Origin of the sequence: Pseudoalteromonas sp. T1lg10, from assembly GCF_002964545.1 — a bacterium.
GTDB lineage: Bacteria > Pseudomonadota > Gammaproteobacteria > Enterobacterales > Alteromonadaceae > Pseudoalteromonas.
Window position 1 is genome coordinate 1 of record NZ_PQBV01000001.1, and the last position, 26648, is coordinate 26648.

The 26648-nt window shown below is 48.3% G+C and carries 26 protein-coding genes and 4 tRNA genes; 14 read left to right on the plus strand and 16 right to left on the minus strand.

The window, feature by feature from the left end; all coding sequences use genetic code 11:
- Window positions 1-125: 125 nt before the first annotated feature.
- The 4 genes from C2M17_RS00005 (at window position 126) to C2M17_RS00020 (ending at window position 3186) form a co-directional block, all read left to right on the plus strand.
- Window positions 126-782, plus strand: a complete 657-nt coding sequence (locus tag C2M17_RS00005) for a DUF4145 domain-containing protein (protein WP_105198851.1) — start codon at window positions 126-128, stop codon at window positions 780-782.
- Window positions 783-844: 62 nt separating this feature from the next.
- Entirely contained in the window at window positions 845-1195 is a 351-nt protein-coding gene (locus C2M17_RS00010; protein WP_105198852.1) for a hypothetical protein, read from the plus strand.
- 249 nt (window positions 1196-1444) lie between these two features.
- Entirely contained in the window at window positions 1445-2425 is a 981-nt protein-coding gene (locus C2M17_RS00015) for a hypothetical protein (RefSeq protein WP_105198853.1), read from the plus strand.
- Window positions 2426-2565: 140 nt separating this feature from the next.
- Complete coding sequence (locus C2M17_RS00020) at window positions 2566-3186, plus strand: TetR family transcriptional regulator (RefSeq protein ID WP_105198854.1); 621 nt, start codon at window positions 2566-2568, stop codon at window positions 3184-3186.
- A gap of 187 nt (window positions 3187-3373) precedes the next feature.
- Here C2M17_RS00020 and C2M17_RS00025 read toward each other — a convergent pair whose 3' ends face one another.
- From C2M17_RS00025 to C2M17_RS00040, 4 genes are all read right to left on the minus strand, one after another.
- The gene (locus tag C2M17_RS00025; RefSeq protein ID WP_105198855.1) at window positions 3374-6466 is read right to left on the minus strand and encodes an efflux RND transporter permease subunit; all 3093 of its coding nucleotides are present in this window, start codon (window positions 6464-6466) and stop codon (window positions 3374-3376) included.
- Window positions 6467-6468: 2 nt separating this feature from the next.
- The gene (locus C2M17_RS00030) at window positions 6469-7608 is read right to left on the minus strand and encodes an efflux RND transporter periplasmic adaptor subunit (RefSeq protein WP_105198856.1); all 1140 of its coding nucleotides are present in this window, start codon (window positions 7606-7608) and stop codon (window positions 6469-6471) included.
- Between the two features lie 212 nt (window positions 7609-7820).
- Window positions 7821-8885, minus strand: a complete 1065-nt coding sequence (locus C2M17_RS00035; protein ID WP_105198857.1) for a DUF3083 family protein — start codon at window positions 8883-8885, stop codon at window positions 7821-7823.
- Between the two features lie 82 nt (window positions 8886-8967).
- Complete coding sequence (locus C2M17_RS00040; RefSeq protein WP_105199091.1) at window positions 8968-9387, minus strand: CBS domain-containing protein; 420 nt, start codon at window positions 9385-9387, stop codon at window positions 8968-8970.
- A gap of 157 nt (window positions 9388-9544) precedes the next feature.
- Here C2M17_RS00040 and C2M17_RS00045 point away from each other — a divergent pair, with 157 nt between their 5' ends.
- From C2M17_RS00045 to C2M17_RS00055, 3 genes are all read left to right on the plus strand, one after another.
- Window positions 9545-9937 (plus strand): VOC family protein, encoded by a 393-nt coding sequence (locus C2M17_RS00045; protein WP_105198858.1) that lies wholly within the window; start codon window positions 9545-9547, stop codon window positions 9935-9937.
- Window positions 9938-10022: 85 nt separating this feature from the next.
- The gene (gene glnS / locus C2M17_RS00050; protein ID WP_105198859.1) at window positions 10023-11690 is read left to right on the plus strand and encodes a glutamine--tRNA ligase; all 1668 of its coding nucleotides are present in this window, start codon (window positions 10023-10025) and stop codon (window positions 11688-11690) included.
- A gap of 116 nt (window positions 11691-11806) precedes the next feature.
- The gene (locus C2M17_RS00055) at window positions 11807-12172 is read left to right on the plus strand and encodes a VOC family protein (RefSeq protein ID WP_105198860.1); all 366 of its coding nucleotides are present in this window, start codon (window positions 11807-11809) and stop codon (window positions 12170-12172) included.
- Window positions 12173-12510: 338 nt separating this feature from the next.
- Here the strand turns inward: C2M17_RS00055 and C2M17_RS00060 are convergent.
- The 4 genes from C2M17_RS00060 to C2M17_RS00075 all read right to left on the minus strand — a co-directional run bounded on the left by C2M17_RS00060 (window position 12511) and on the right by C2M17_RS00075 (window position 15167).
- Window positions 12511-12587: transfer RNA gene (locus tag C2M17_RS00060), tRNA-Val, on the minus strand.
- 28 nt (window positions 12588-12615) lie between these two features.
- Window positions 12616-12692, minus strand: a tRNA-Val gene (locus C2M17_RS00065).
- A gap of 119 nt (window positions 12693-12811) precedes the next feature.
- A complete protein-coding gene (locus C2M17_RS00070) occupies window positions 12812-13840 on the minus strand; it encodes a DUF3080 family protein (RefSeq protein ID WP_105198861.1) in 1029 nt (342 codons plus the stop codon).
- Window positions 13815-15167, minus strand: coding sequence for an MATE family efflux transporter (locus C2M17_RS00075; RefSeq protein WP_105198862.1), 1353 nt, complete (start codon window positions 15165-15167; stop codon window positions 13815-13817). The genes C2M17_RS00070 and C2M17_RS00075 overlap by 26 nt, the downstream gene beginning before the upstream one ends.
- Window positions 15168-15237: 70 nt before the next feature.
- Between C2M17_RS00075 and C2M17_RS00080 the strand changes: the two genes are divergently transcribed.
- Complete coding sequence (locus tag C2M17_RS00080) at window positions 15238-15861, plus strand: riboflavin synthase subunit alpha (RefSeq protein ID WP_105198863.1); 624 nt, start codon at window positions 15238-15240, stop codon at window positions 15859-15861.
- Here C2M17_RS00080 and C2M17_RS00085 read toward each other — a convergent pair.
- The 3 genes from C2M17_RS00085 to C2M17_RS00095 form a co-directional block, all read right to left on the minus strand.
- Entirely contained in the window at window positions 15858-16061 is a 204-nt protein-coding gene (locus C2M17_RS00085; RefSeq protein ID WP_105198864.1) for a CPXCG motif-containing cysteine-rich protein, read from the minus strand. The genes C2M17_RS00080 and C2M17_RS00085 overlap by 4 nt on opposite strands.
- A 77-nt stretch (window positions 16062-16138) precedes the next feature.
- Window positions 16139-17020 carry a fructosamine kinase family protein gene (locus C2M17_RS00090; protein WP_105198865.1) on the minus strand — a complete coding sequence of 294 codons (882 nt, stop codon included), beginning with the start codon at window positions 17018-17020 and terminating at the stop codon, window positions 16139-16141.
- 221 nt (window positions 17021-17241) lie between these two features.
- The gene (locus C2M17_RS00095) at window positions 17242-17604 is read right to left on the minus strand and encodes a DUF3718 domain-containing protein (RefSeq protein WP_105198866.1); all 363 of its coding nucleotides are present in this window, start codon (window positions 17602-17604) and stop codon (window positions 17242-17244) included.
- 400 nt (window positions 17605-18004) lie between these two features.
- Between C2M17_RS00095 and C2M17_RS00100 the strand changes: the two genes are divergently transcribed.
- Window positions 18005-19390, plus strand: a complete 1386-nt coding sequence (locus tag C2M17_RS00100; RefSeq protein ID WP_105198867.1) for an amidohydrolase — start codon at window positions 18005-18007, stop codon at window positions 19388-19390.
- A 10-nt stretch (window positions 19391-19400) separates the two neighbouring features.
- A complete protein-coding gene (locus tag C2M17_RS00105; RefSeq protein WP_105198868.1) occupies window positions 19401-20618 on the plus strand; it encodes an amidohydrolase family protein in 1218 nt (405 codons plus the stop codon).
- Between the two features lie 55 nt (window positions 20619-20673).
- Here the strand turns inward: C2M17_RS00105 and C2M17_RS00110 are convergent, their stop codons facing one another.
- From C2M17_RS00110 to C2M17_RS00130, 5 genes are read right to left on the minus strand one after another with little or no spacing between them, the layout of a single operon-like run.
- Entirely contained in the window at window positions 20674-21003 is a 330-nt protein-coding gene (locus tag C2M17_RS00110) for a TusE/DsrC/DsvC family sulfur relay protein (RefSeq protein ID WP_105189849.1), read from the minus strand.
- A 2-nt stretch (window positions 21004-21005) separates the two neighbouring features.
- Window positions 21006-21275, minus strand: a complete 270-nt coding sequence (locus tag C2M17_RS00115) for a DsrH/TusB family sulfur relay protein (RefSeq protein WP_105198869.1) — start codon at window positions 21273-21275, stop codon at window positions 21006-21008.
- Window positions 21272-21628: a sulfurtransferase complex subunit TusC gene (tusC, locus tag C2M17_RS00120; protein ID WP_105198870.1), complete on the minus strand. Its 357-nt coding sequence runs from the start codon at window positions 21626-21628 to the stop codon at window positions 21272-21274. The genes C2M17_RS00115 and tusC overlap by 4 nt, the downstream gene beginning before the upstream one ends.
- Window positions 21625-21978, minus strand: a complete 354-nt coding sequence (gene tusD / locus C2M17_RS00125; protein WP_105198871.1) for a sulfurtransferase complex subunit TusD — start codon at window positions 21976-21978, stop codon at window positions 21625-21627. The genes tusC and tusD overlap by 4 nt, the downstream gene beginning before the upstream one ends.
- Before the next feature lie 57 nt (window positions 21979-22035).
- Complete coding sequence (locus C2M17_RS00130) at window positions 22036-22701, minus strand: Bax inhibitor-1/YccA family protein (protein ID WP_105198872.1); 666 nt, start codon at window positions 22699-22701, stop codon at window positions 22036-22038.
- A gap of 223 nt (window positions 22702-22924) precedes the next feature.
- On the opposite strand from C2M17_RS00130, the gene C2M17_RS00135 reads away from it, so the two are divergent.
- From C2M17_RS00135 to C2M17_RS00150, 4 genes are all read left to right on the plus strand, one after another.
- A tRNA-Ser gene (locus C2M17_RS00135) sits at window positions 22925-23015 on the plus strand.
- A 42-nt stretch (window positions 23016-23057) separates the two neighbouring features.
- Window positions 23058-23148: transfer RNA gene (locus C2M17_RS00140), tRNA-Ser, on the plus strand.
- Window positions 23149-23619: 471 nt separating this feature from the next.
- Entirely contained in the window at window positions 23620-25938 is a 2319-nt protein-coding gene (locus tag C2M17_RS00145) for a hypothetical protein (RefSeq protein WP_105198873.1), read from the plus strand.
- Window positions 25939-26237: 299 nt separating this feature from the next.
- Complete coding sequence (locus C2M17_RS00150) at window positions 26238-26624, plus strand: hypothetical protein (protein ID WP_105198874.1); 387 nt, start codon at window positions 26238-26240, stop codon at window positions 26622-26624.
- The last annotated feature ends 24 nt before the right edge of the window (window positions 26625-26648 follow it).

A 26648-nucleotide genomic window follows, 5' to 3' on the forward strand; every position in this document is an offset into this window, starting at 1 on the left:
GTTAACTAGTCTGTTAAAAATATATCATTCAGAAAAGTGAGCGGTAGCGTAGTAGAAAAACGCGCGATTCGCTCGCTATAAACATGTTATGCCCCTTTTAGGCCAATTCCGTAAAAAGGTACTTTGTGAATAAAAAACTACAGCAAAGATTCTCTGAGCTAGAAACTCAGTTAGATGAAATTGAAAAAACCAAGAGATCTGTTAATGGCGCATACGGGGCTACTGAAACTATTGATTATGAGCTTTTTACTGGGTGGAAAGTAAAGGTCAAAAACTTATTGGTCACAGCCTGTGGCGAGAGCTCTCAGCACTTTATTGCTTTCGAGAAAGGCGAAAATCGTAGCGGCATGGAGTCAAATTACTCGATTAAGAAACGACTTGGTGCGATATTCTTGGCTGCCAAAGAAGATTTTGATGGTGGATATTTAGCCACTCTCAAGTATTTAGTTCAAGCAGAGGTTTTCGATAGTGAATTAGAGCAAGCAAAGGAGTTGCTTTCTAGTGGTTATAAGTTGGCCTCTGCTGTTATTTGTGGGGTTGTTCTAGAAACGGCTTTACGGGATCTATGCGACAGCAACTCAATTCCATGTGGCAAGCTAGACACAATGAATGCGCAACTAGCAAAAGCCGGTGCCTATAACAAGCTTCAACAAAAACGTATAACGGCGATTGCAGATATACGGAACAGCGCTGCTCACGGTAAGCCAGAGGAGTTCACCGATCTGGATGTAGAAAATATGATCCGTGATGTAGAGAGTTTTTTGCTTAGCTATTTGGCATAACAAAGCATTGCAGCGGACAAGCCGCTGAATGCGGCGTTATGTGCCAAAGGAGATTTACTGCAATGAAATGCAAATTACTTTTAGTGTTTTTTATGTTTCTCGGACTCCAAAGTTCTGTTTTCGCATCCGACGCGTCAGAACAATTAACTACTTCAGAATTAGAAAGTAAAGTAAGTAAACTTCAATCTAAAGTCTGGGAACTGGAGACAGCTCAAAACAAAGCAAAATCAGACATCTCAAAAATTCAAGAGACCTTAAGACATAGTGGTTTAGCTATAGTTTTGTTCGCTTTTTTCTGTGCATGGTGGGCAAAAACATCAGGGCGTAGCGCACTATTGTGGTTCATTTTGGGTATGTTGTTCCACGTTTTAACCGCAATTGCGCTTTTAATAAAAACTGAGCGAAGCACATAACAAACCACTCAAGGCACTCGCGCTGCTCGCAGGGACGCTAACACATGGGCAGCGCCACTTCGTGCCTAATTTTAGCCCGTGTGTTATCGCCCCGTCTTGGGCGTTATCAACGCTTGCACTTCGCTCATAGCCATCACTTAATACAAGCTTCTCTTACCGACCCACACCAGGGTGGCAATGATAGGTTGCCAAATCATCCTTTTTAACTAGGCTTTAACCTTAACGCCAAATTGAACCAAGGGGGTTTATGTGCCTGGGTTAAATATATTTAAGTCACTTTTTAGCTTTGCTCTGGTCTGTATGTTATCGGCTTGTGGAGCACCTCAAAGCGAAGTGGCGAGCAATGAGCAAGAAAAGATGACGCCACAGGCGTTGCCACAGGCTGTGCCAAGGGCTGAGTTAACACCGGTCAATAAGGTAGATGTCACCACCACAGAGTACGCCATTTTGGCGCCGGATTATTTACCCACCGGCTGGACAACCTTTGCGTTTACCAATCGCGGTGGCCAGGAGCACTTTGTGGCCATGTATCGTCTGGTGGAGGGGAAGACCATAGAGGATCAGCTCCGAGACGTAGCACCTGCGTTTGACCCCATTATGCAGGGGCTGCGCAGCGGCGAAATGACCAAAGCAGATATAGGTCCATTCTTAGAGCAAAACGTCCCGGATTGGGGCCTGCAAATGACCTGGGTAGGGGGCGCCGGGCTCTTGTCCAATGGCCACAGCGTCGAGGCGACCTTTAATATCGATAAGCCCGGCATCTATTTGCTCGAATGCTATGTGAAAGCCCCTGATGGCCAATGGCACACGATGATGGGGATGTTGCATCAGATACAGGTCCATCCCGGTCCCGCCGAGCAGGAGCTACCCGATGCCACTCATAATCTGACAGTCGCCAACACCGGCATTAGCGGACCAGAGGTGGTGAAAGCGGGTAAACACACCTTTCGTATCGATATAGGTGAAAACCCGCCGGGCTTTTTACCCTATGACCTACATCTGGCGAAGCTCGAAGAGGGTACGGATTTACAGCAGGTGTATTTTTGGATGGACTGGACTAATGTCGGTGGCTTACGCGCGCCGGCACCTGTGACCTTTTTAGGCGGCATTGAACAGATGCGTGCCGGTAACCATGGCTATGTCAGCGTCGATTTGGCACCGGGTAATTATCTGTGGGTGTCTGAGGTCAATGCGGCAAACATAAATATGCCTTTTGTGGTGATCGAGTAATAAGTTAAGTTACCTTAGCAGTTGGGGGCAAATAGCCCCTTTTTTTATATGGAAATTATGCCCTAAATCCACACTAGCTGGTCAAACTTGGTAACTAATATGTTAATATAATCAGCAACTAAAACTAATAGGCAAGCATAATGGCAAGGCGAAGTAAGGCCGATGCAGAGCAGACTCGGGCGGCCATCCTCGATGCTGCAGAACAACTATTCTTTGATCATGGCGTGTCCTGTACCACCTTGGCGCATATTGCCGCCGCGGCGGGGGTAACCCGAGGTGCCATTTACTGGCATTTTGCCAATAAGAACGATCTATTTAACGCCATGCTTGAGCGTATTCGCTTGCCCTTTAGAATGATGCTGAGTGAACTGCAGCAGGCCAATGAACAAAGCACCTTGGCACAGGTGAAAGATGTGATTTGCCGCTCTATGCTCTTGGTTGAGCAGGAGCCACAATATTATCGCGTGCTCACCGTGGTGTTCCATCGCTGTGAATATGTGGAAGAGCTTAATCCCGTGGTGGCGCAGCAAAAAGAATTAAATCAGGAAGTAATAGCGACTTTAACTTTGGCCTTTAATCGTGCCCTGGATAATGGCGAATTGAACCCTTGTATTCGCCCCGAAGATGCGGCGATATCTCTCAATGCCTTGTTTGTGGGTCTGCTCAGTCAGTATCTACAGCACCCGGGCTGTATGAACCTGACCAAGCAGGTTGAGCCCTTACTCGATACCTTATTTGTAGGCCTAAAAAAGCCGGGCTAAATTAGCCCGGCTTGCAGTGCCTGCATATACCAATTCACTTAAATAGCTAATCATTCTAGCGGGCTAAATATCATGCTTACGGCGTTGGAATTTTTCTATGTAGGATATCTACATAAGAAAAACTCCGCCTTGTTATCACATCATTTATCCAGCGCTATCTCTGATCACATACTTAACAGAATTGGTATTATTTATTGCGTACAAAGATTTTTTGTACCACCAAATAGAACACTGGGACGAGGAAGATTGCCAGGAAGGTCGCCGTTGCCATACCACCTAGTACGCCGATACCTATGGCGTTACGACTCGCCGAGCCCGCACCTGTACTGATCGCCAGTGGCAATACGCCCAGTGAGAAGGCCAGTGAGGTCATGATGATAGGGCGTAAACGCAGGCGGATAGCCTCAAGCGTTGCCTTAATAACATCCAGACCTTGTTGTTGCAGGTCTTTAGCAAACTCCACAATCAGGATGGCGTTTTTCGAGGCCAGACCCATGGTGGTCAACAGACCCACCTGGAAGTAGACGTCATTTTCCAGACCGAAGATAAAGGCCGCACCCAGGGCACCGACGATACCCAATGGCACCACCATGATCACCGAGAATGGAATCGACCAGCTCTCATACAGCGCCGCTAAGCACAGGAATACCACCAGGATCGACAGGGCGTACAAGAAGGGCGCCTGTGAGCCAGACATCTTTTCTTGATACGAGGTGCTGGTCCATTCAAAGTCGATGCCTTCCGGTAGTTGGTCTACCAATTCGGCTACTACGGCCATCGCCGTACCCGAGCTGTATCCTGGTGCCGGTTGACCTAAGATCTCCATCGCCGAGATACCGTTATAACGCTCCAAACGTTGTGGGCCATACACCCAGCGGCTGCTGGCAAAGCTGTCGAATGACACCATCTCGCCTTGATTGTTACGCACATACCAGTGGCTTAAGTCTTCCGGAGTCATACGGAACTCGGCGTCTGCCTGCACGTACACCTTCTTAACGCGGCCACGGTCAACGAAGTCATTCACATAAGTTGAACCCCAGCCGATAGACAAGGCGTTGTTGATCTCGCTAATTGGCACACCCAAAGCTTGAGCCTTAAGCTGGTCTATATCTACTTGCAGCTGCGCCGCATCTTCCATGCCGTTTGGACGAACTGCCATCAGCTCTGGACGTTGTGCGGCCATGCCGAGGAACTGGTTACGTGCCTGCAGCAGGGCTTCGTGGCCCAGACCACCGCGGTCTTGCAAGAACATGTTAAAGCCGGTGGCCTGACCTAATTCCACAATAGGTGGCAGGTTAAAGGCAAAGATCTGCGCTTCTTTAATGGTTGAGAACTTGCCCATGGCGCGGCCAATAATCGCTTGCACGCTTTGGCTTTCGTCACGCTCACTCCAGTCCTTCAAACGGGTGAAGGCAAGACCGACGTTTTGACCCTGACCGGCAAAACTAAAGCCGCTTACGGTGAATACAGACTGCACCGCTTCTTCGCTGCCATAGTGATCCGATACTTGCGTCATAATTGCTTCGGTACGTTCCTGGCTGGCACCACTGGGTAATTGCACCATGGTCAGGAAGATACCCTGATCTTCTTCTGGTAGGAAAGACGACGGCAGGCGGGCAAACATCAGCGCCATTACCGCCACGATCACACCGTATAAAGCCATAGAGCGAACAGGGCGCTTCAATAGACCGCCCACGGCCTTACCGTATTTGTCATTACCACGGTCAAAGGTGCGGTTAAACCAGCCGAAGAAGCCGCCTTTGTTATGATGATCGCCATGGATTGGCTTCAAAATAGTGGCACACAGGGCCGGCGTAAAGACGATAGCAACGAGCACCGACAGCGCCATGGCCGATACGATAGTGATAGAGAACTGCTTATAGATGGCACCGGTGGCTCCGCCGAAAAACGCCATGGGTACGAATACCGCCGACAATACCAGGCCGATACCTACCAGGGCGCCGGTGATCTGACTCATGGACTTACGCGTGGCTTCAACTGGTCCCAGGCCGTCTTCACTCATGACCCGCTCAACGTTTTCTACCACAACTATGGCATCATCCACCAAGAGGCCGATGGCCAGTACCATACCGAACATGGTCAAGGTGTTGATAGAGAAACCCATGGCCGACATGATGCCGAAGGTGCCCAGTAATACGACGGGAATGGCCAGAGTCGGGATCAGCGTGGCGCGGAAGTTCTGCATAAACAGATACATAACCACGAATACCAAGATCACGGCTTCAAACAGGGTTTGTACTACGGCGCTGATAGACACTTCAACAAAGGGCGTGGTGTCGTATGGGATGGTGATTTTAACACCAGCCGGGAAATAGGCTTCAAGCTCGGCTAAACGTGCTTTTACCGCATTGGCCGTATCCAGGGCGTTGGCACCTGTAGCCAGCTCAATGGCAAAACCGGTTGCTGGCATGCCGTTATAACGACCCATAACCGCATAGTTTTCACCGCCAAGTTCAATACGGGCAACATCGCTAAGTAATACGCGTGAGCCGTCGGCATTTACGCGCAGCAGAATTTGTCCGAACTCTTCCGGGCTGCTCAATCGGCTTTGTGCAGTAATTGCAGCGTTATATTGCTGACCTGGTAAAGCCGGTGCACCGCCTAGCTGACCTGCGGTCACCTGGTTGTTTTGCACACGAATGGCGCTGGTCACATCTGTTGGTGTTAGCTGAAACTCATTGAGTTTGTCTGCATCCAACCAGATACGCATGGCGTATTGGCTACCGAAGACCGTGAGGTTACCTACACCTGGCGTACGGCTGATCGGATCCTTTACGTTTGACACCACGTAATCGGAAAGGTCTTCACGGGTCATGGAACCGTCTTCGGAAATAAAGCCGACAACCATTAAGAAGCTGCCGCTCGATTTGGCAACTGCTACACCTTGTTGCTGCACTTCTTGTGGCAACAGTGGAATAGCGCGCTGTAGCTTGTTCTGCACCTGAACCTGGGCAATATCCGGATCTGTGCCGGTTTCAAAGGTCAGGGTCAGGGTTACATTACCCAAAGAGTCACTCTGTGCCGACATATACATCAGGTTGTCGATGCCGTTCATGGCCTGCTCAATAACCTGAGTGATGGCGTCTTCGGCGGTTTTCGCCGTCGCACCCGGGTAGCTGGCGGTAATAGTTACCGCAGGTGGTGCTACCTGAGGGTACTGCTCAACCGGCAATTGTTTAACAGACAACAAACCGGCCAGCATGATGACTATTGCTATCACCCATGCAAAGATTGGTCGGCTAATAAAGAAATTCGCCATACTTATGCCTCCGATGGGTTGTTGGTAACTTTAACCAGCGCCCCAGGACGGATTTTTTGTAAACCCGAGGTCACCACCATATCGCCTGCTTTAAGGCCCTTGTTTACCAGCCAGCTTTGATCAACCTGCTGAGCTAGTTCGACCACGCGCACCTCAATGGTGTTTTCGCTGTTCACTACCATCACGGTGGCTTCACCTTTAGGCGTGCGCACCACTGACTTTTGTGGCACTAAAAGGCCGTTGTTGGTGTTACCTAACTCAAGCTGGGCACGTACAAACATACCGGGTAGGAGTTCACCATCTGGATTTGGGAATACCGCACGCATGGTAACCATAGACGTCGACGGGTCAACGCTGACCTCGGAGAACTGCAACTCACCAGAGTGGCCATACCAAAGTTGCTCATCAAGCTTTAGCTGGACCGCCGGGGCAACACCTGTATTACTGGCATTAGTGGTAATGGCCTGGCGCAATGACGCCAGTTTGGATGCCGCCTTGGTCATGTCCACATAGATAGGGTCTAACTGGCGAATGGTTGCCAGCTCATTACCTTGGTTCGCGGTAAGCAGGGCTCCTTCGGTCACCAAAGAACGACCGATTTGACCGCTGATCGGTGCACGAATACTGGTGTAATCCAGATTGATTTGGGCGCTCAGTACCGCAGCTTTGGCGGCGGCTAAATCGGCCTGGGCACCAAGGCGCTGGGCATCAGCATCATCGAAGTCCTGTTGGCTGACCGAGTTGGTGCCGAGCAGGCTTTTAATACGCTTAGCGCGGGCAGTGGTGTTTTTTACCGCGGCTTCGGCTTTGGCCAAGCTCGCTTTAGCACTGGCAAGAGCGGCTTCAAAAGGAGCAGGGTCGATGCGATAAAGCAGATCGCCTTTTTCAACCATTTGCCCTTCTTCAAAGAGGCGGGACTGCAAAATACCACTAACCTGAGGGCGAATTTCCGCCTGGCGGAAGTCCACGGTGCGGCCCACCAACTCGGTGTGTTGCATCACAGTTTGTGGCTGCAACTGATATGCTTCAATTTCCACCGCGCTCGGTGCGCTTTGGGTCTGAGCTTGCGCGCCCGACTGTTCACAGCCGCTAAGGCCAAGTGTCGCGACTATGGTTAAGGCGACCAGGGTTTTTGCTTTCATATCCAACCTTCTAAGAACAACAAATCGAGAAATAGAGTGCAAATATACATACATGAACGTATGTAAGCAAGGTAAACTATTCCGTTTACACGTAACTCGTTGTAACCAATGGTAATAAACTTGATTTAATCAGGGAGTTTATAGTTCGGTTTGTTGTTGAAGTGGCCGTCATTCAGGGCGGAATGACGGCGCAGAAGAGGGCATTTTTTGCCTTATAGGGCGTAACTTAGGTGTTGATAGAAGCGAGTATTGATGTCTTGACGTTCGGGGTTAACGTGCAGCTCTGTACACAGGGATTTGATTACACTTTCTACCTGATTCATAAAACGGCCATAACCCATATCATGCTTGTCTTCGGTGCCGGCAACGATCACAAAGTCGATACTTTGTACCAGCTGGTTGCCATTATAGAGTACATAGTTTTGGGTATTATCCTGGCACGGCAAAAAGCTTAACTTTTCCAGCTCTTCATTATGGGCGCTGGTGTCGATATCGCGGTGACGGATAAGGGGCGTACGGCCATTGGCCACCATGGCACGACGTGGCAGTCGCTTGGCTTCGCAAGCGGTGACGAAAGCGTCGGCGATACGGGCGTAAAACTGGGCAAAGTCGGTGGTGTCGTTATCCAGTAGCTGGGTTTTGACTTGGCGAGTTAGGGGTAAGGTAAAGCGTGCATAGGTGAGATCTCTGTGCTCTGGCAGCGGACAGCCGCGTGCTTCATAACGCGAGTCCAACGCTCTGAGCTTGTAGCCGTAACTTTCTTTAAAGCCTTTGGCGCGGGCAAAAATATCATAGGTAAGGTGCTGATGATCGCGAACCTTGAAGGGTTGTGCCTGGTTTGGTAACTGCTCTTGCAATGTTGTCAGCACCTTGGCTACTCGGGAGTGGAAATCGGCGCTGTGGGCTCGAATATCCTCGCCTGTGGCTAAGAATAATAAGCGTACCTTGCGGGCTTTTTGTGTGTCATCGCCGTGCAGGGTGTGGGCTTCGTGATAGCGCGGGTTGTAGAAAAACAATTGCTGGCGTTTGGTCTCTAAGCAATAGGCTTCCTCGTGGAAGCGCACGATAGGCAGCTTGTCGTTCACTAAAACGTGCACATTGTATAGCTCGGCGTCATCGCACAGCGCAAAGAGCTGCCGTACTATGCGTTGATGGGCGCTGGCATAATCGCTAAAACAGGCATAAAAATCCTCGTCGGGCTTAAACTCGGCGAGGATATATTGGTTAGCTCGGGCGTTGGTTGGGATATAGACCCGGTGCTGATTTTGTGAAGCCATGATTGTTCCTTAGTCCTTGGTGTTTTCATTGGCTTCATTCTAGTGCTGATAAATGTCAACGATGTTGCGCTAGATTAAACTTTTATGACTTTTCCATCAGGCTAATACTGAGCCTGACGAAATCCGATGAAGTCAGTACACCCACTAACTTTTTCGCCTCTAAAACCGGCATGCAGCCATGGCGGTTATTCAAGAAAAACTTGGCAATATCAATTAGCTGATCGCTGGAATCGACGGTATCAAAGCGAGTCAGCATGATCTCACTAACAGGCGTTTGCTTTTCTTTGCGCTCCAGGGCATCGGCGCCAAATACCGAGATAATCTTCATTACCTGGGCGATGATCACTTTCTGCGTCAGCATGCCCACCAGGTGTTGCTTGTCATCTGTGACCGGGATGTGGCGAATATTGTATTGGCGCATTAGTTGATGAACATCATACAGGGCAGCATCAGCAGCTATGGTGATGGGAGAGGCGGTCATTAAATCCCTGGCGCACTGCATAGGGGCGCCCGGCTCAGATATGGTTGAATTAGACTCGGTTGAATTAGACTCGGTCGAATTAGACATACAGGTTCCTTATCTCTTTCGGATTATGTGTTTTTCACGCTACCTTTAACTATAGAAACAAGTTTAGATCTCAATCAAATAAAGGTGGTTTATGGAATTACTGGGGTTAGATCATGTAGTCATTCGTACTGCAAAGGTAGAGCAGTTACTGGCTTTTTACCAAGAGGTACTCGGCGCCATGCTTGAACGGGTACTTGAGGATGAGGGCCTGTATCAATTGCGTGCTGGTGCGGCGCTTATCGACATACTGAGTACCGAGGGCAGCCTTGATAGCGGGGCGGCGGTGGATGTACGCAGCTCACCCATAGCCCATATTTGTTTGCAGGTGAAGGCGCCGAGCGAGCAGGCGCTCATCCGTACGCTAAAACGCAAAGGGGTGATGGAGACATTAATATTTGCCACACGCTATGGCGCCACGGGTTTTGGTCGTTCTTTATACATTCATGACCCAGATGGTAACACCCTTGAATTAAAACTGGTTTGACCCTACTAAAAGCTGTATGTTAACGGCAGATTTTGTCATAATAACTTGGTTAAAAGCCACGTAGAATTCAGAGGAAAGTATCCCAATGGCGGAGATTGAAAATCGCCCAACGAACTTTATTCGTAATATTATTGATGCAGACTTGGCGTCGGGTAAACACCAAAAAACTCATACACGTTTCCCGCCTGAGCCAAATGGTTTCCTGCATATCGGCCACGCAAAATCAATTTGTTTGAACTTTGGTATCGCGCAAGATTACCAAGGTTTGTGTAATCTTCGCTTTGACGATACCAATCCGGAAAAAGAAGACATTAACTATGTTAACTCCATCAAAGAAGATGTGAGTTGGCTTGGTTTTCAGTGGGATGGCGAGATTGAATATTCATCAAACTACTTCGATAAGCTTTATGAGTATGCAGTTGAGCTGATCAACAAAGGCTTGGCGTATGTGTGCTTCTTAAGCCCAGAGCAAGCCCGTGAATACCGTGGCACCCTTACTGAACCGGGTAAAAACAGCCCATACCGCGATACCCCAGCCGCTGAAAACCTGGCGTTATTCGAGAAGATGAAAAACGGCGAGTTTAAAGAAGGTGAATGTGTACTGCGTGCCAAGATAGATATGGCCAGCTCATTTATGGTGTTGCGTGACCCTATTATCTACCGTATTCGTTTTGCTCATCACCATCAAACCGGTGACAAGTGGTGCATTTACCCTATGTACGACTTTACTCACTGTATCAGCGATGCATTAGAGGGCATTACTCACTCATTATGTACGCTGGAGTTCCAGGACAACCGTCGTCTGTATGACTGGGTGCTTGATAACATCAGCATTGATTGTCATCCACAGCAAATCGAGTTCTCACGCCTGAACCTGGAATACACCATGATGAGTAAGCGTAAGCTTAACCAATTGGTGGTTGATGGTCATGTTGATGGCTGGGACGACCCGCGTATGCCGACCATTGCTGGCTTGCGCCGTCGTGGTTATACACCAGCGTCTATTCGCGAATTCTGTAAGCGTATCGGTGTGACTAAGCAGGATAACCTGGTTGAAATGGGTATGCTTGAAGCCTGTATCCGTGATGACCTGAACGACAACGCCGCCCGTGCTATGGCGGTACTTGATCCTGTACGTATCGTTATCGAAAACTACCCGGAAGATCAGGTAGAAATGCTTGATGCACCTAATCATCCAAGCAAGGAAGAAATGGGCTCACGTCAATTGCCATTTACGCGTGAAGTATTTATCGAGCGCGACGATTTCCGTGTTGAAGCGAACAAGAAGTTCAAGCGTTTGGTACTGGGCAAAGAAGTGCGTTTACGTAATGCTTATGTGATCAAGGCCGAGCGCATCGAAGAAGATGCTGATGGCAATATCACCACCATTTACTGTACCTATGACGCAGATACTTTAGGTAAAAACCCTGAAGATGGCCGTAAAGTGAAGGGCGTTATCCATTGGGTGAGCGCAACTCATTGCATCGAAGCCGAAGTACGTCTGTATGACCGTTTGTTTAATGTGCCTAATCCAGGCTCTGCAGATGATATCGCCAGCGTGCTCAACCCTGAGTCACTGAAGATTGTCAGCAATGCCAAACTTGAGCCAAGCCTGGCGGATGCCCAGCCACTAGTAGGTTATCAGTTTGAGCGTACCGGCTACTTCTGTCGCGACAATCACTTTGAGCATTTGGTATTTAACCAAACAGTAGGTTTACGCGATTCTTGGGCCAAGATTGAGCACCAAGACTAAGCTTTCGACCTAAGCTCTCAGCGAAACGCTAAGCAAATTGAAAAACGGATACTTTTTATAAGTATCCGTTTTTTTATGCTAGCGTAAAAGGACAGACACAGAATTATGAGATCAGTATGTCCACTACAAGTCACGAAAAGTTTAATTACATTGAGTATCCGGCGCGGGATTTACGCGCGACTAAGGATTTCTTCACCCAAGTTTTTAACTGGCAATTTACCGACTATGGCCCCGAATACAGTGCCTTTAGTGGTGCCGGGCTCGACGGCGGTTTCTATGCCAGCGACCAATGTGCCAGCACGCAAAACGGCTCGGCATTGATGGTGTTTTATTCCAGCGCCCTTGAGCAAACTCAGCAAAAAATAGAAAACGCCGGCGGGGTGATATGCAAACCCATATTTTCCTTCCCAGGCGGCCGACGCTTTCATTTTATTGAGCCCAGCGGCAACGAATTTGCGGTCTGGTCTGAGCCGGAGCAGTAGCTGGTCGTTGTAGGTCGGGCTTTCAGCCGAAAAGAGAGCATAATTCTCGCAGTGTGGTCGTAAGATACAGTTGTATTTCGGGGTTTTATCCAGACAAAGAGATGGCAGCTTTTGAATGAGTGGCACGACAAAGTAGGTTCGAACTACTTGGCCTTTGGACCGGGTCATAGAGAGCAGGTAGTGCTCTAAGCAACTGAGCTAGGGTTTTTATTGAATACGAGAAATATTGTAGAGAATTGGTACGACCGAGTGGATTCGAACCACCGACCTTTGGACCGGGTCATAGAGAGTAGGTAGTGCTCGAAGCAAGTATAGATTACGGCAGTTTGCTAAGGATTTGGTACGACCGAGTGGATTCGAACCACCGACCCCTACCATGTCAAGGTAGTGCTCTAACCAACTGAGCTACGGTCGTACAGAATACGAGAAGTATTTTAGAGAATTGGTACGACCGAGTGGATTCGAACCACCGACCCCCACCATGTCAAGGTGGTGCTCTAACCAACTGAGCTACGGTCGTACAATTTAGTTTTTTTGTGCCATGAAGCTAACCCTTGGCAACGCCGTGTAATATATAGTGTGTGCAGGGGCTTAGCAAGTGCAATTGGCTAATTTCCTGATTGTTTGCTTTTTTTTTATTCATACCGGACTAATATCGCACTGGGCGTAAAACCCTTGCCACCAGCGCACATGATTACGGCTAGATGTCTTAAGTTGAGCCAATAGGTTTGCTTGCTCCTGCGTGCCAACAATTGCGCGCTTGGCCTCTATATCTTTATTGTTCCCGGTAAATTGCCACACCTGCGTCAACAATGGCGTAAATTCTTCCAAAGCACCACTGAGTTGCCCCTGATACCCCTGCAATTCCTTAATAAAAAACAGGTTGAAGATATTGTGTAATATGGTGGCCGCGTCGCTGCGGCGCTTAGGTGGGCATATCTCGGAGGTTAAAGAAACTTGCTCGAGTTGGGAGGTCAACTCATTGTTTAGGGCAATTTGTTTGCGTGCCGAGGTTAATAACTTGCGTACATAATCGTTACCATTGAGCTTGGCCAGCGCCGGGGTGAGCGTATTTACATCTATGGCATGCCAATTTTCTTCGGCTATCGCATTGGCCATATCGGCCAGTACGGTTAAGGCTTCGGCGCTTTGTGACCGTCCTGCCTGCTCGTTAAAATCAAGCTCAGCGGCGGCGAGGGTAAAGAGTCGGTTGAGCTCCGGCTCCCGGCTTAGCATTAGATTAAATGCCAGCTTGGCGTGGGCCATTTTAAAGCGTTTTTCCGCTTGTAGGGCGCTGCGCAGTTCAGCCGATAAGCCAGTACTTTGACTATGTTCGAGACAAGGGTCGACCAACTGGATAAAACGGATATGATATTTAAAGCGCTCGGAGGCACTGGCCACCTTACCAAGTTGGTTGTTATGTGCGGCAATATGGCTGGCCAGACGGCAATGGTTAATGTCTGCCAGCGCCAACAGGCTTATGCTTTGGCTTGGGGGAAGAGGCTCGCTGTCAAAGCGCTGCCAAGTTGATAGGCGAACCTGGCTCTGTTGCTCTATGGCTAGATACTTGCCAAGACGATATTGATATTCGTTATAGCGGGCGCTGGGAGGATCGCTGCATCCCCCCAGTAGTATCAGTGTGCTAAAAATTAAAAGGAGCTTGTGCAAGACGCCTCCGCAGCACGTAAATTAACAGTACTGCAGCACAGGATAGCCCAACTATGATGCCGAGCCAAAAACCTTGGGCACCCATGGCCGGGACTATCAGATCCGTACGGCCCAACACATAACCCAAAGCAAAACCCACCAACCAATAAGAGAAAAAGGTGATATAGGAGATAGGCGCTGTGTGCTTAATACCGCGTAGCATACCACTGGTTACCACCTGCAGCGCATCCGGCAACTGATAAAAACAAGCGAGAACCATAATCGCCGTGGCCAGCGCCAGTACTTCGGGGTTATCGCTATATAAGGCGCTAATATCGGCGCGCAGCACATAGGTAATTAGCGCAACGAATGCGGCAATAGCAACGGCGAGAATAAAGCTGGTGCTCATACAGCGACGCAGTGCCTGGAAGTCTTCCTGGCCATAAAGATTACCAAAACGTATGGCTACCGCCATAGACAGGCTATAGGGCAGCATAAACAACAAGGTGGTCACCGAGGCAGCTACCTGATGTCCGGCGACGACCACGGCACCCAAGGAGGCGATAAATAACGGAATACAGGCAAATAAGGTGACTTCAAAGAAAATCGCCAAGGAGATGGGCACACCTAGCTTAAATTGTTGCCACATGGCTTTTACACTTGGGCGGGCAAAGGCATTGATAAGAAATCGGCCATTAATACGTTTGCTCATCATGCTATAGATAAGTAAAGAGACACCCATGGCGGTCAATACAATTGCCGTGGCCACGCCGCAGCCGGCGCCGCCAAGTGCAGGCGCGCCAAACTTACCGTAAATAAAAATATAGTTGGCGGGGATATTGACCAACAAACCGATAATGGAAATATAAAAGGCTGGGGTAGTGTAAGCCTTGCCCTCGGCAACATTGCGAAACAGGGAATAGACGATAAAACCGGGCAGGCCAAATTGCACATAGGTAATGTAATCACCGGCCAGGGATTTAATCTCGCCGCTGGTGTCGAGCAGGGCAATAAGTTGATCCGCAGATTGCCCCAGTATAAGGCCGACTAGACACAGGATCAGGGCAAGATAACAAGCCTGTTGGAAGTGACCGGCAATGGCCTTTTCATCCTTGGCGCCAAAGCTGTGCGCCACCAGTGAGGTCAGCGCAATTAAAATTCCAAGCAGGGCGAATACCACAGGGTTCCACAAGCCGGTAGCGATAGACAAGGCCGCTAAGTCGGTAGCGCTGACCTGACCGGCCATAATGGTGTCGACCACAGACATCAACACCAGGGTCACCTGGGCAAAAAATACCGGTGCGGCAAGGCGCAGCAGGCGACTTGCTTCCCATGTACAAAACTTCATAAGTGAAAAAACATCAGATAAAATAAAGCGCTATTCTATCCTGTTGGTTTCAACTTAAAAAGGAAATACGATGTTTACCGGTATAGTGCAATGCCAAGCTCAAGTGCAAAGTAAAACCCTGACTAATGGCGTGCAGCGCTTAGTGTTGGCGGTGCCGTCTAAATACCTGCAAAACCTCGAACTCGGTGCCAGTATTGCCGTCAATGGCTGTTGTTTGACCGTGGTTGAATACCATGCCGATGCAGGTGCCCTTGGCAGCGTACAATTTGATGTTATCGATGAAACCCTGGCGCTGACCAATCTAGGTCTACTTGAATGTGGCGACAACGTAAACTTTGAGCGCTCCATGACTTTTGGCAGCGAGCTCGGTGGGCATATAGTTTCCGGGCATATTCATTGTGTTGGCAGTCTTATAGAGCGTATCGATACCCAGGATAACTGTCGCATGCACATAGCCATGGATGCCAAGTGGCGGGAATATGTCTTGTATAAGGGTTTTATCAGTGTGAATGGCGCCAGCCTAACTGTGGGGGAGTTATCAGAGCAGGGGTTCTGGTTACACCTAATTCCGGAAACCTTGGCTATCACCAATCTCGGTCAGATGGTGGCGGGGACCGAGATTAATATCGAGGTCGATCAACAAACCTACACCATAGTGCAAACGGTGCAGCGTTATTTAAAGCAACAGCACTAAAAGATTTGCTCGTCGTCTGCATCTATCCTTAACTCTACCCTGTTAAGGGCTTGGTCTATATGCATATTGACATGAATAGGATTACAGCAGGCGGCGCAATCTTCATAGTAATCCTGATCACCTGAGCTGGTGTCGACATCGACAAATGTATGGTGGCCGCAATGAGGGCAGCGCACCCTTTGTAGGCTGTAGTCTTTCATAACCACCTCGTATGACAGTCCAATGACATCACTTAAAGTATAGTTATGTTTTCCCTGCGCCTTGGAAAATTTAGACCTTAATTACCTTCGCTGATCACCTTATCTATGGTTTCTTTGGCCTGAGTCAAATAATGGCCGGCGAAGATGTTGGCATGGTTTAACACATGATAAAGGTTATAGATGCGCTCTCTTTGTTCATAGCCTTCGCTTAAGGGGTAAACGCTTTGGTAGGCATCATAGAAGGTATCGGGGAAGGCGCCGAAAAAGCGGCTCATGGCGATATCCACTTCCCGATCACCATAGTAACAAGCCGGGTCATATACGCAGGGAACGCCGCCATGAAAGCCAACATTACCGCGCCAAAAATCGCCGTGCAGGAGCGAAGGCTTGATATGGTGATGGTGTAGAGTATCTTTGACCTGGCAGACAAACTCATCAATATCGCAAAAATAAAATCCTTTTTCTGCCAATAACTGTAATTGCCAGCCTATGCGGTCTTCACTGAAAAACACATCCCATTTTTTATGCCAGCAATTAGGCTGGGCAGTGACGCCGATAAAGTTATCTCTTTCGTTGCCGAACATGCCTTGTTCATGCTTTTCGTGCAACTGCGCCAGATATTCCCCCATATGCCGCCAGCCAAGCTCTTTGGCATGATCTGTATTGGGCTCCAGATCTAACCATTCAAGTACATTAAAGCAATACTCCAAGGTGGTGCCGGTAAGCAGACAATCGGGCACCATAAACATGGACTCTTTGGTCAACAGTTCGAGATCGGCGGCTTCACACTCGAGGCGCTCGAGAGAGGCCAAAGGCGCGACCTTGACAAAAAACTGGTGCTGGCCATCGGAAATTTTAAACAAGTGATCGGCGGAAGAATTTGTGAGCTGTTGCTTGTGCACCAAGGTAAAAGGGCTGTTGAGTGTGTCGCTAAGTAACTGAGTCAAGGTATTCCACATAACCGCAAACCGCTAAATTTCAGGGGTACACCAAGTATGGCAAAGTTCTGATTCACTGCAATAATATTCATTGTCGAGTTCATTTTGCGAAGGTTAATAAGCGGTAATTTTAGCGAAATAACAAGGGAGTAAGTCTCAGTGCAAAAAACGCCCTGATTAAGTTTTCGCTTTTGAAAAAGAAGAAGCCCGCAATTGCGGGCCTCTGTAAATGCTGTGGCTATTTATTTCGAGCCAGAAACCACCAAGATGGTGTCGCCATGTACTTTGGCTATGTCGCGAATAGATGTCTCGGTCAGTGGAGTGAGACGTAGTTTTTTCAGACTACGTTCAAAACCATAAAGGCTTGCAAATTCACGGACGCTAAGGTCGTTGCATGACAAACGTTTAGTCAATCTATGACGTGGGATGTTGTGCTTATCCATCGCTTGGGCCATTTTGAAAGGATTATCCTTAGTGATTGCCATACACAGTTGCGTACCGACGGTGTTATCAGCCGCAACAAATTGTTCATTGGCCATAGCGTGTGATGAAAGCGCTCCTAAGAGTAGGACGCCAGCAGAGCCTAACAGAGTTGTGCGTTTCATGGATTTTCTCCTTATTAGTGCATTGATTGCTGTTTAAGTATGAACCGCGTTTGTTGTTATGGAATGAACAGGATAAGTCAGAATGTAAGCATCTATGTCAATTGTGAATACCTTAACCTAACTACCTATTTTTACAGATTTTCCCTATCTCATCTGTTTACATAAAAAGCAAAAAAAAATGCTTTTTTTTTGTACAGGTCGTCCTTGTACCTGTTAATTCAGGGGCTCTTGCCTATTCTTGTAACATTTGCCCACAAAATGGAACCAAGCTAAAGCTAAGATGGCCCAAGGGGCTGGCCGCTCCGGCGTTTATCTTGATTTACCGCTTATTAACCTATTTTCTTCGCAATTCGTAGCACTATTCGCTACAGTGGTGCGAAAAATAGGAGTAATAACAACAATGCTAACAAAAACACCAAGCCTCAGCGTGTTAGCCTTAGCTATCACGCTCGCCGGGTGCCAACAAAGTGAAGGCCCGCAAGGCGATAAGGTAACCATTAATAAAAACCCTTACCCCAGTACCTATCAGCCGCTACCTCGTCAATCGACGCTGATCACCAATGCCACCGTATTGACCGGTGACGGCCAGCGTATCGACGGCGGTGATGTTTATGTGGTCGACGGTAAAATCCAACAAATTGGTACCGACTTACAGGTTCAGGCCGACGTAACCCTAGACGCCCAAGGCAAATGGTTAACGCCTGGCCTTATCGATGTGCACTCACACTTAGGGGCCTATCCAAACCCGGCAGTGGCATCGCACCAGGATGGCAACGAAATGACCAGCCCGGTTACCGCAGAAGTATGGGTTGAACATTCGGTATGGCCACAAGATCCTGGCTTTAACCGTGCTCGTGAAGGTGGTATTACCACGCTACAAATTCTGCCGGGCTCAGCCAACCTGATTGGTGGCCGCGGCGTAACCTTGAAAAACGTCCCTGCCCACACTATGCAGGCGATGAAGTTTCCAGAGGCACCTTATGGTTTAAAAATGGCCTGTGGTGAAAACCCTAAGCGTGTTTACGGCAGTAAAGGTGTATTGCCATCGACTCGTATGGGTAATATGGCCGGTTATCGTAATGCCTGGATTGATGCCACAGAATACAAGCGTGCCTGGGAAAAGTACGATGCCGATTATGACGCCGGCAAGAATGTACAGGCGCCCGAGCGCGACCTGACCATGGACACCCTGCGCGGTGTACTCGATGGAGACATTTTGATCCATAACCACTGCTATAAAGCAGAAGAAATGGCCATGATGATCGACCTTTCGAAAGAGTTTGATTACCACGCCGGTACCTTCCACCACGGTATTGAAGCCTACAAGATTGCCGATTTACTTGCCGAAAACAGCAGCTGTGCAGCACTGTGGCCGGATTGGTGGGGCTTTAAAATGGAAGCCTATGACATGGTTCAGGAAAATGTTGCCATCGTTGATGCGGTGAAGAACTCCTGTGCCATAGTTCACTCCGACTCAGACACCACCATTCAGCGCCTAAACCAGGAAGCGGGTAAGGTGATGTACCGCGCCAATGAAAATGGTTTCAATATCGATGAAGCCCACGCCATCAAGTGGCTGACGTCAAATGCAGCCAAGGCCCTGGGTATCGATGATAAAACAGGTACTCTTGCCGCCGGTAAACAAGCCGACCTGGTTTTGTGGGACAACAATCCGTTTAGCGTTTATGCCAAAGCCGAGCAGGTATTTATTGATGGCGCCAAGGTGTATGACCGCCATGACGAGAAATACCAAGCCCAAAGTGATTTTATGTTAGGCCAACGCTAAGGAGAACAAGATGAAACTGTTTACAATGACATCGGTTGCCGCAGCCTTAGCGATGAGTGTATCCGCAGGCGCGCAAACATTGGCTATTACCAATGCTACCATTCATACCGCTACCGAGCAGGGCGTATTAAAAGACGCGTCTGTGCTAATTAAAGACGGTAAAATTGTTGCTGTTAATCCGGCGCAAATTGACGCCGAGGAAGTGATTGACGCACAAGGTAAAATTTTAACACCGGGCTTTATCGGCTCACTAAATCACCTGGGTTTGGTGGAAGTGGGTGCGGTGGATGGTTCACGTGATGGCAGCGATAAAAAAGCCTCAATCACCTTTGACCCAAGCCTTGCCTTTAATCCCCGTTCATCGCTGATCCCTTACGCACGTAAAGGTGGTATTACCCGCGACGTGATCGTGCCAGGCGGCAGCGAAGACATTTTCAATGGTCTTGCTTCTGTGGTATCGCTCAGTGGTGAATTCGACAGTGTGAGCCAAAAGCATGTGGCCTTGGCCATTGAGCTTGGACAAAAGAGCAAGGGCTCACGCGCCTTGTCGATGCAGACCCTGATCGAGAAACTCGATGGTCATAAGCAACGTGAAAAGAAAGACAGCGATGCGCACAACCGTGAAATTCAGGTTTTAGACGCCGTCTTTGCTAAAGACATGCCGCTGCTTATCGGCGTATCACGCGCCGCAGAAATGCTTGAGTTACTAAAGCTTAAAGCCAAGTACGACATCAATATGGTGTTTGCCGGTGCTCATGATGCGGTATTGATTGCCGAGCAGCTTGCCGCCAGCAATACGCCTGTGATCATCAGCGCCATGGACAACCTGCCAGGCAACTTTGATTCCATGCATGCGGATTTGGCTAATGCCGGTAAGCTTGAAAAAGCAGGCGTTAAGGTGATCCTGACTATCGCTGGTGACAGTGCTCATAACCTGTATCAGCTGCGTTTCGATGCCGGCAATGCGGTATCTTACGGCATGAGCCAGCAGGGCGCGTTAGCGGCCATCAGCAGCAATGTGGCCGAGGCATTCAATATTGATGCCGGTGCTATCAGCGCAGGTAAAGCGGCAGATCTGGTACTTTGGAGTGCCGATCCGTTTGAGCTGAATGCCAAGATTGAAGGTATCTGGATTGACGGTGAGAAGGTGTCGACCGAGGCCCGTCAAGACAAGCTACGAGAGCGTTATACCACGCCTTCGGACATGCCGCGTGGTTACACTAAGTAATAGCTAAAGCATAAAGAAAAGGAGCCATTGGCTCCTTTTTTACTTTAACGTGGCATTAAATGCAGCGGGCGGGTTTCGGCAGACCGGCAATTTTCGTGGCTTGTTTCGCCGGGCCCTTGGGGAACAGTTTATACAGGTATTTGCTGTTGCCCTTATCCTCGCCAAGCTTTTTGGCCATGGCCTTTACCAGCATACGTATCGCCGGGCTGGTGTCGAATTCTTCGTAAAACTCACGGACAAAGAACACCACTTCCCAATGGGCGTCACTGAGCTCGATGTTTTCCGTTGCGGCAATAATAGGGGCCAGTTCACGGCTCCACAGGCTGCTATCAAGCAAATAACCCTCTTTGTCGGTCTCAAGTTGTTGGCCGTTAAATTCAATCATGGTTACTCACTAATACATCTTTGAAATTGAAGGGTTAATGCGACCCATTCCAGGTCATCAATCAGCTGCACCTTGCTACAACGTGACTGCGTACCACGGGCATCCACATCCGTTTTCAGGGCATAAACGGGCACCTCAAACATGCTAAAGGCCGCCGGGTTGTAGCAGGCATCGCCACGCAGCAAGAGCGCATCGTTTTTGCTGAGCTTGCTTGCTAATAAAGGCAATGAGGCAAGGGGGCGGCTGAGGATAAATAAATTGTTGTGACTCATAGTACTACCACCTGAGTTGCCTTTGCTAACAGGGCTTGTTTATCCTGCGCTAGAGCGTTTTTTACATCCAGGATGAGTGCACTCTCATCCATACCTCGGTCGCTCAAAGACTCGCTGCACACATAAATGCTGTCGATATCGTAAAGCTCAAGCATCTTCAGGGCCTTGGTGAAGTCCTTCTGACCAAGTAGTTTGGGCTGCTGCTCGGCCAATAGCCCGAACACCGCATCGCCTTCAATCAGCCAGGACACTTGCTGGTCGATGGCGGCAAAGATAAGCAGCAAATCAAGCGCTTCTTTAAGGCTTTGCTGTTGATAGGGGGCCTGTTGGCTAATAACCACTATATGCTTCATTTAAATTGCACCCATCTGTCTGCCTGCGCCGCCTCCATGGCGAACTCCGCTAAACCGGAGACACTAAAGTGTTTGCATTGGTCCAAGTCGATGCCGCGCTTAGTGGCTGCGGTAACGCACAGATGTAATTCAATGCCTTGCTTGTGCAGGTCTTGCCATACCTTGGCCGGGTCAAATTCATCGCTGGCTAAATCAAAGCAAGGGGAGGCGTGATAGACCCCATCCTGATACAGGAAAATACAGCGAATTGTGTGCCCCTGCGCCAGCGCTGAAGTGGCAAAGCGTTGCAGGGCATTGAGCGTGTCGGTATCGCTCGGCGCACTGTGTAGTGAAAGTACGAAACTGGCCAAATTCAATCCAAAAAAAAAGCCCCAATGAATGGGGCTTATTCTAACAAATTCTATTTATTAGTCATCTGTTGCGCCAAGTAGGTGCAGAAGTGACGTAAACAGGTTGTATACGTTAAGGTATAGAGCAACCGTGGCGCGGATATAGTTAGTTTCGCCACCATTGATAATACGGCTGGTATCGAACAGGATCAGACCCGACATAATAAATACCACCGCCGCGTTGATCGCCATAAAGGCAATTGAGCTGCCGATAAAAATATTAACGATACTGGCAACGATCACCACCAATAGACCTACGGTTAAAAAACCGCCCATAAATGAGAAGTCTTTTTTGGTAGTAAGTGCATAAGCAGAAAGACCAAAGAAGATAAGCGCCGTTGAACCCAGGGCTTGCATGATCAAGAATGGGCCACTTGGCATTGCCGCGTAGTGGTTAAGCAGGGGACCCAGGCCAAAGCCCATAATGCCGGTAAAGGCAAATACCCACATGACACCAGAGGCTGTTTCGGCTTTCTTGTTAACTACAAAAAGCAGACCCAAACCTACCAAAGAGCAGATGATCCCCGTAAAGAACGGAGGGTTAAGCGCCATAGAAATACCCGCAGTCACAGCACTGAATGCCAACGTCATCGCGAGTAAAAAGTAAGTGTTCTTTAAAACCTTATTCGTCTCAATGGTCGACATCATCGGCTTAGCCGTGCTGTACGAGTTATTAAACGCCATTGTTAAACTCCTTCAAATTAATCAATCCTCGGATGTTACTTACATCCAAGTTCAAGATTATCAAGTCTTATAAATATGGGCAAACCTTTCACTTTCAATGGCGGATAAATAATCTCACTTGCTGCAATGTTGCGCAAAACAGTCAAAAATTAAGCGGTTAAACAAAAAAATGAAAATAACACTTCACAAACGCAATTCATTTCTCTAATATTCGCCCCGCTGCGGAGAGATGGCTGAGCGGTTGAAAGCACCGGTCTTGAAAACCGGCATAGGTTAATAGCCTATCTAGGGTTCAAATCCCTATCTCTCCGCCACTAAATTTAACTTGGATGATACCTCGTCCGGGTACCGCGTTTGGAGAGATGGCTGAGTGGTTGAAAGCACCGGTCTTGAAAACCGGCATAGGTTAATAGCCTATCTAGGGTTCAAATCCCTATCTCTCCGCCATATAAGAAAGGGCTGCTTTATCTAAGCAGCCCTTTTTTGTGCTTGTGTATAAGTCATTAGCCGCTCGCCAGCTTCATATTCGTTTCAGATTTCATCTAAAAAGTGTTTAAACTCTCGCTATTATTCCGGCCGGCGTCGGCAGTATCGGGAAATAAAAATATTCCTTCTTATCAGCAAGGCTTTCAATGTTATATGGCCATAAGCGTCAGGCTCGCCTGTATCTAGCATGACGGATAACTTTCTGGTGTTGAAACCTGCCTCTTCAAAATGAATCACTAGCTAAAACCCGTCCTACCTAGGTGATACGTTTTGCAATTATTACGCCCCATTACGGGCTGCTCAATATTTAACCAATCCTAACTATAATCTAGACGGCAGTAATGGGCTCGGTAGCATGAAGTTTAGCTCTATCGATCAGCTAAACCCTATAAACATTTCTTATGTGCATAGTTAGAAATGAGGGTAAATGTTATGAAATATTTACTAACCAAGGTTTGTTCAGGAGTCATAATCGGTCTGAGTTTAATCCCATTGGATAATCTGATGGCTGCAACTGGAATAATAACAGGAGGGGAGGGTTCTCGTTGGGTTGTGTCCGACAGGGTTATGACCAGCAACGGTAGTCCGATTGGTGGTTTCTGTATAGAGGATGGGTCTTCTGGTTCGGGGGCCAGTGTGTATGATGCGTCCATTTCAGAACAAGGAGATGCCTTTGACTATGCTTCGATGTTATGGGTCGACGGTACGCAAGTTGGTGGACATTTAACTGTTGACGGACAAATGGCAACGTTTTCACCCGTAGATATATCAGGATTAACGATTCAGGTGAGTTATTACATTATGCCTGGCAGTGCAACATTACGTAATTATGTCACTTTCACTAATCCAACCCAAACAGACAGTAGTGTTGATGTTGATTTTGAAACTAATTTTGGCTCAGATCAATTCACTGAAATTTTGGGCACGAGTAGCGGAGACGGGGTTTTCGATACCCTTGATCGCTGGGTTGTAACTGATGATGCCACGGACCCAGATTCTGACGACCCCGTGAACACCACGGTATTTTTTGGCCCCGATGACCCTGAGGTAGTTCCACACTTTGTATCTGATACAGTCTTTAGCTGCGGCGGTACAGAAGGCTTGCGGGCTAGCTATCACTTAACCGTTGAGGCGGGTGCGACAAAAGCCTTGATGTTCTTCCATCAAATGAGTACATCATCAGTTGACGCGCTGTCGGCTGCCACTTTGTTTGATACTACCCCTAAAGAAGGAGATGATTTAGCCGCAGGCTTAACGCAAGCACAGCTTGATCAAGTTGTTAACTGGCGATCATCGGTCTTGTCAATATCTAAGGAAATTATCAGCGGTCCCGATGAATCAGACAATCTAGACAATTCGACTGCAGCGGATGGCCAGATAGATCTGGTTGTGCAAGCAGGTCAAACCCAAAGTAGCGAATATGGCTTTGGTATTTCATATAACAACCCGGACAGCGTACCCGTTATTGTTAAAGATACAGTGCCTGCCCAGTGGGATGTTGAGTTAACCGATGATGACCTGGGTAAGGCCTTTATTCAATCTGCCAATAAGAAGGATGATGGCAAAAGTGCCAGTCAAATTGAATGGCTGCCAGAACCAAGTGGTGGTTTTATTTCTGCACTCGCCCAGACTCGCGGGGCTAAGAAAAATGGCAAGTACGCACCCGCCAGTTGTGGTTCGCTTATGTTGAACGCTGGAGCTCAGGTCTATAAGCTGGACTTATCCACCGGCCTGCCCCTGGAAGACGAATCAGGTGATGTATATCCTCCTATTATTGAGTCTAATACGCTGTGCTTGGCAGCCGTTATGGATGTAAATGGCGACGGTGTCATTAGGCGTGATGGTACGGGTGATGAAGATGACGATGGTCTTAGCGATTACGTTGAAGCCTGTGAGTATTATACCAACCCATGTTCTAATGACTCAGATGGCGATGGGCTAACCGATGGTGAAGAGAGTCAACTAGGAACAGATCCCCTAAATTCGGACACCGATGGTGACGGTCTGTCTGATGCAGAGGAGGTCAACTTATACGGAACGGATCCCACAAATTCAGATTCGGATGGAGACGGGCTAACCGATGCGGAAGAAATCGCGTTAGGAACGGATCCCCTAAACCCAGACACTGATGGTGATGGCGTAACAGATTACGACGAGATACAGTCAGGAACAGATCCCCTCATTCCAGATACAAATACGGATTCAGATGGAGACGGGCTAACCGATATTGACGAGAGCCAGTTAGGAACAGATCCCTTCAACCCAGACACAGATGCCGATGGTCTGTCTGATGGCGACGAGGTTAACTTATACGGAACAGATCCACTAGCCACTGACACAGATGCTGATGGTCTGTCTGATTTTGTTGAGATCTTGCTTTATGGAACAAATCCCGTAAATTCAGATACGGATGGAGACGGTTTGCCTGATGGTACCGAGATCGCCTTAGGAACCAATCCACTAGACTCGGACACAGATGGTGATGGTCTGCCTGACGCAGAGGAGGACAACTCATACGGAACAAATCCTCTGAACCCAGACTCGGATGGTGATGGTTTGTTAGATGGAGAAGAGGTTTACTTATTCGGAACAAACCCTCTAGATTCAGACACAGATGGTGACGGTCTGTCTGATCACGATGAGCTGTTCAACTTCGGCACAGATCCCATAAACCCAGACACGGATGGAGATGGCGTGGACGATGGTGTAGATCCCTGTCCAAACGATTCTACCGATCAATGCGTAGAATAAATTTTTACAGTTAAACAAAAAGTTAGGCCTGACTTGGGAATAAGTCGGGCCTGACTTCTTTTGTCTGCGTGTAACCCTAAATTTTGATTGATAAGTATAACGCCAACTTGCCTGGTGCCGATAAAGGGCTATATTCAACTGCAGCTGAGCCAGGGTCAACGAGACGAAAAGTGTCAGGATCTTGGTTTGTATTACTGTAGATGGGGGATTGCGCTTAGTGATGCGACTAAGGTCGTAATTGGCAAGGGCGGCATTCTTTGCCACTCTGCATAGATGCAAAATTTAAGAATTATCCCTCTATGAAGCAACATCTGGCGAAGGCCGTACTCTATTCATTGCTTGCCCCCGTATTGGTGGGGCTTGTGCTTGGCATTTACTATGCGTTGTCGGTGCAAGAAAATGGCTCGGCCATCTTTTTTACTGTCTTGTTATCGGCTCTGGCCAATGCCCATATTGTTGGTTTAGCCATGGCGGTGCTGGTGGTGCCCGGTTATCTCTTGATGTACAAACACAACAAGGTGCATTACAGCGGTATTTTAACCCTAGGCTTGCTCGGTGGCGCTGTGTTTAGTTATCTTTTTGGTGCTGGAGCCGGCTTTTTGCTTATAGTCAATGCGTTGATGGCCGCCCTTGGCAGTGGTTTGTTTCTATTCGGTTTGCGTCGCGGGCGAGCTAAAATCGCTTAACGGCTTTGTAACGAGTGATTTAAA

Bases quoted from the DNA above. Each gene is read 5' to 3' on its own strand.
- C2M17_RS00040 (WP_105199091.1), bottom strand. From the start codon at position 9,387: ATGCAGTGCGCCAGGGATTTAATGACCGCCTCTCCCATCACCATAGCT.
- glnS (WP_105198859.1), top strand. From the start codon at position 10,023: ATGGCGGAGATTGAAAATCGCCCAACGAACTTTATTCGTAATATTATT.
- C2M17_RS00030 (WP_105198856.1), bottom strand. From the start codon at position 7,608: ATGAAAGCAAAAACCCTGGTCGCCTTAACCATAGTCGCGACACTTGGC.
- C2M17_RS00035 (WP_105198857.1), bottom strand. From the start codon at position 8,885: ATGGCTTCACAAAATCAGCACCGGGTCTATATCCCAACCAACGCCCGA.
- C2M17_RS00110 (WP_105189849.1), bottom strand. From the start codon at position 21,003: ATGATTGAATTTAACGGCCAACAACTTGAGACCGACAAAGAGGGTTAT.
- C2M17_RS00055 (WP_105198860.1), top strand. From the start codon at position 11,807: ATGTCCACTACAAGTCACGAAAAGTTTAATTACATTGAGTATCCGGCG.
- C2M17_RS00020 (WP_105198854.1), top strand. From the start codon at position 2,566: ATGGCAAGGCGAAGTAAGGCCGATGCAGAGCAGACTCGGGCGGCCATC.
- C2M17_RS00090 (WP_105198865.1), bottom strand. From the start codon at position 17,020: ATGTGGAATACCTTGACTCAGTTACTTAGCGACACACTCAACAGCCCT.
- C2M17_RS00130 (WP_105198872.1), bottom strand. From the start codon at position 22,701: ATGGCGTTTAATAACTCGTACAGCACGGCTAAGCCGATGATGTCGACC.
- C2M17_RS00025 (WP_105198855.1), bottom strand. From the start codon at position 6,466: ATGGCGAATTTCTTTATTAGCCGACCAATCTTTGCATGGGTGATAGCA.
- tusC (WP_105198870.1), bottom strand. From the start codon at position 21,628: ATGAAGCATATAGTGGTTATTAGCCAACAGGCCCCCTATCAACAGCAA.
- C2M17_RS00045 (WP_105198858.1), top strand. From the start codon at position 9,545: ATGGAATTACTGGGGTTAGATCATGTAGTCATTCGTACTGCAAAGGTA.
- C2M17_RS00010 (WP_105198852.1), top strand. From the start codon at position 845: ATGAAATGCAAATTACTTTTAGTGTTTTTTATGTTTCTCGGACTCCAA.
- C2M17_RS00145 (WP_105198873.1), top strand. From the start codon at position 23,620: ATGAAATATTTACTAACCAAGGTTTGTTCAGGAGTCATAATCGGTCTG.
- C2M17_RS00105 (WP_105198868.1), top strand. From the start codon at position 19,401: ATGAAACTGTTTACAATGACATCGGTTGCCGCAGCCTTAGCGATGAGT.
- C2M17_RS00115 (WP_105198869.1), bottom strand. From the start codon at position 21,275: ATGAGTCACAACAATTTATTTATCCTCAGCCGCCCCCTTGCCTCATTG.
- C2M17_RS00150 (WP_105198874.1), top strand. From the start codon at position 26,238: ATGAAGCAACATCTGGCGAAGGCCGTACTCTATTCATTGCTTGCCCCC.
- C2M17_RS00085 (WP_105198864.1), bottom strand. From the start codon at position 16,061: ATGAAAGACTACAGCCTACAAAGGGTGCGCTGCCCTCATTGCGGCCAC.
- C2M17_RS00075 (WP_105198862.1), bottom strand. From the start codon at position 15,167: ATGAAGTTTTGTACATGGGAAGCAAGTCGCCTGCTGCGCCTTGCCGCA.
- C2M17_RS00080 (WP_105198863.1), top strand. From the start codon at position 15,238: ATGTTTACCGGTATAGTGCAATGCCAAGCTCAAGTGCAAAGTAAAACC.
- C2M17_RS00095 (WP_105198866.1), bottom strand. From the start codon at position 17,604: ATGAAACGCACAACTCTGTTAGGCTCTGCTGGCGTCCTACTCTTAGGA.
- C2M17_RS00100 (WP_105198867.1), top strand. From the start codon at position 18,005: ATGCTAACAAAAACACCAAGCCTCAGCGTGTTAGCCTTAGCTATCACG.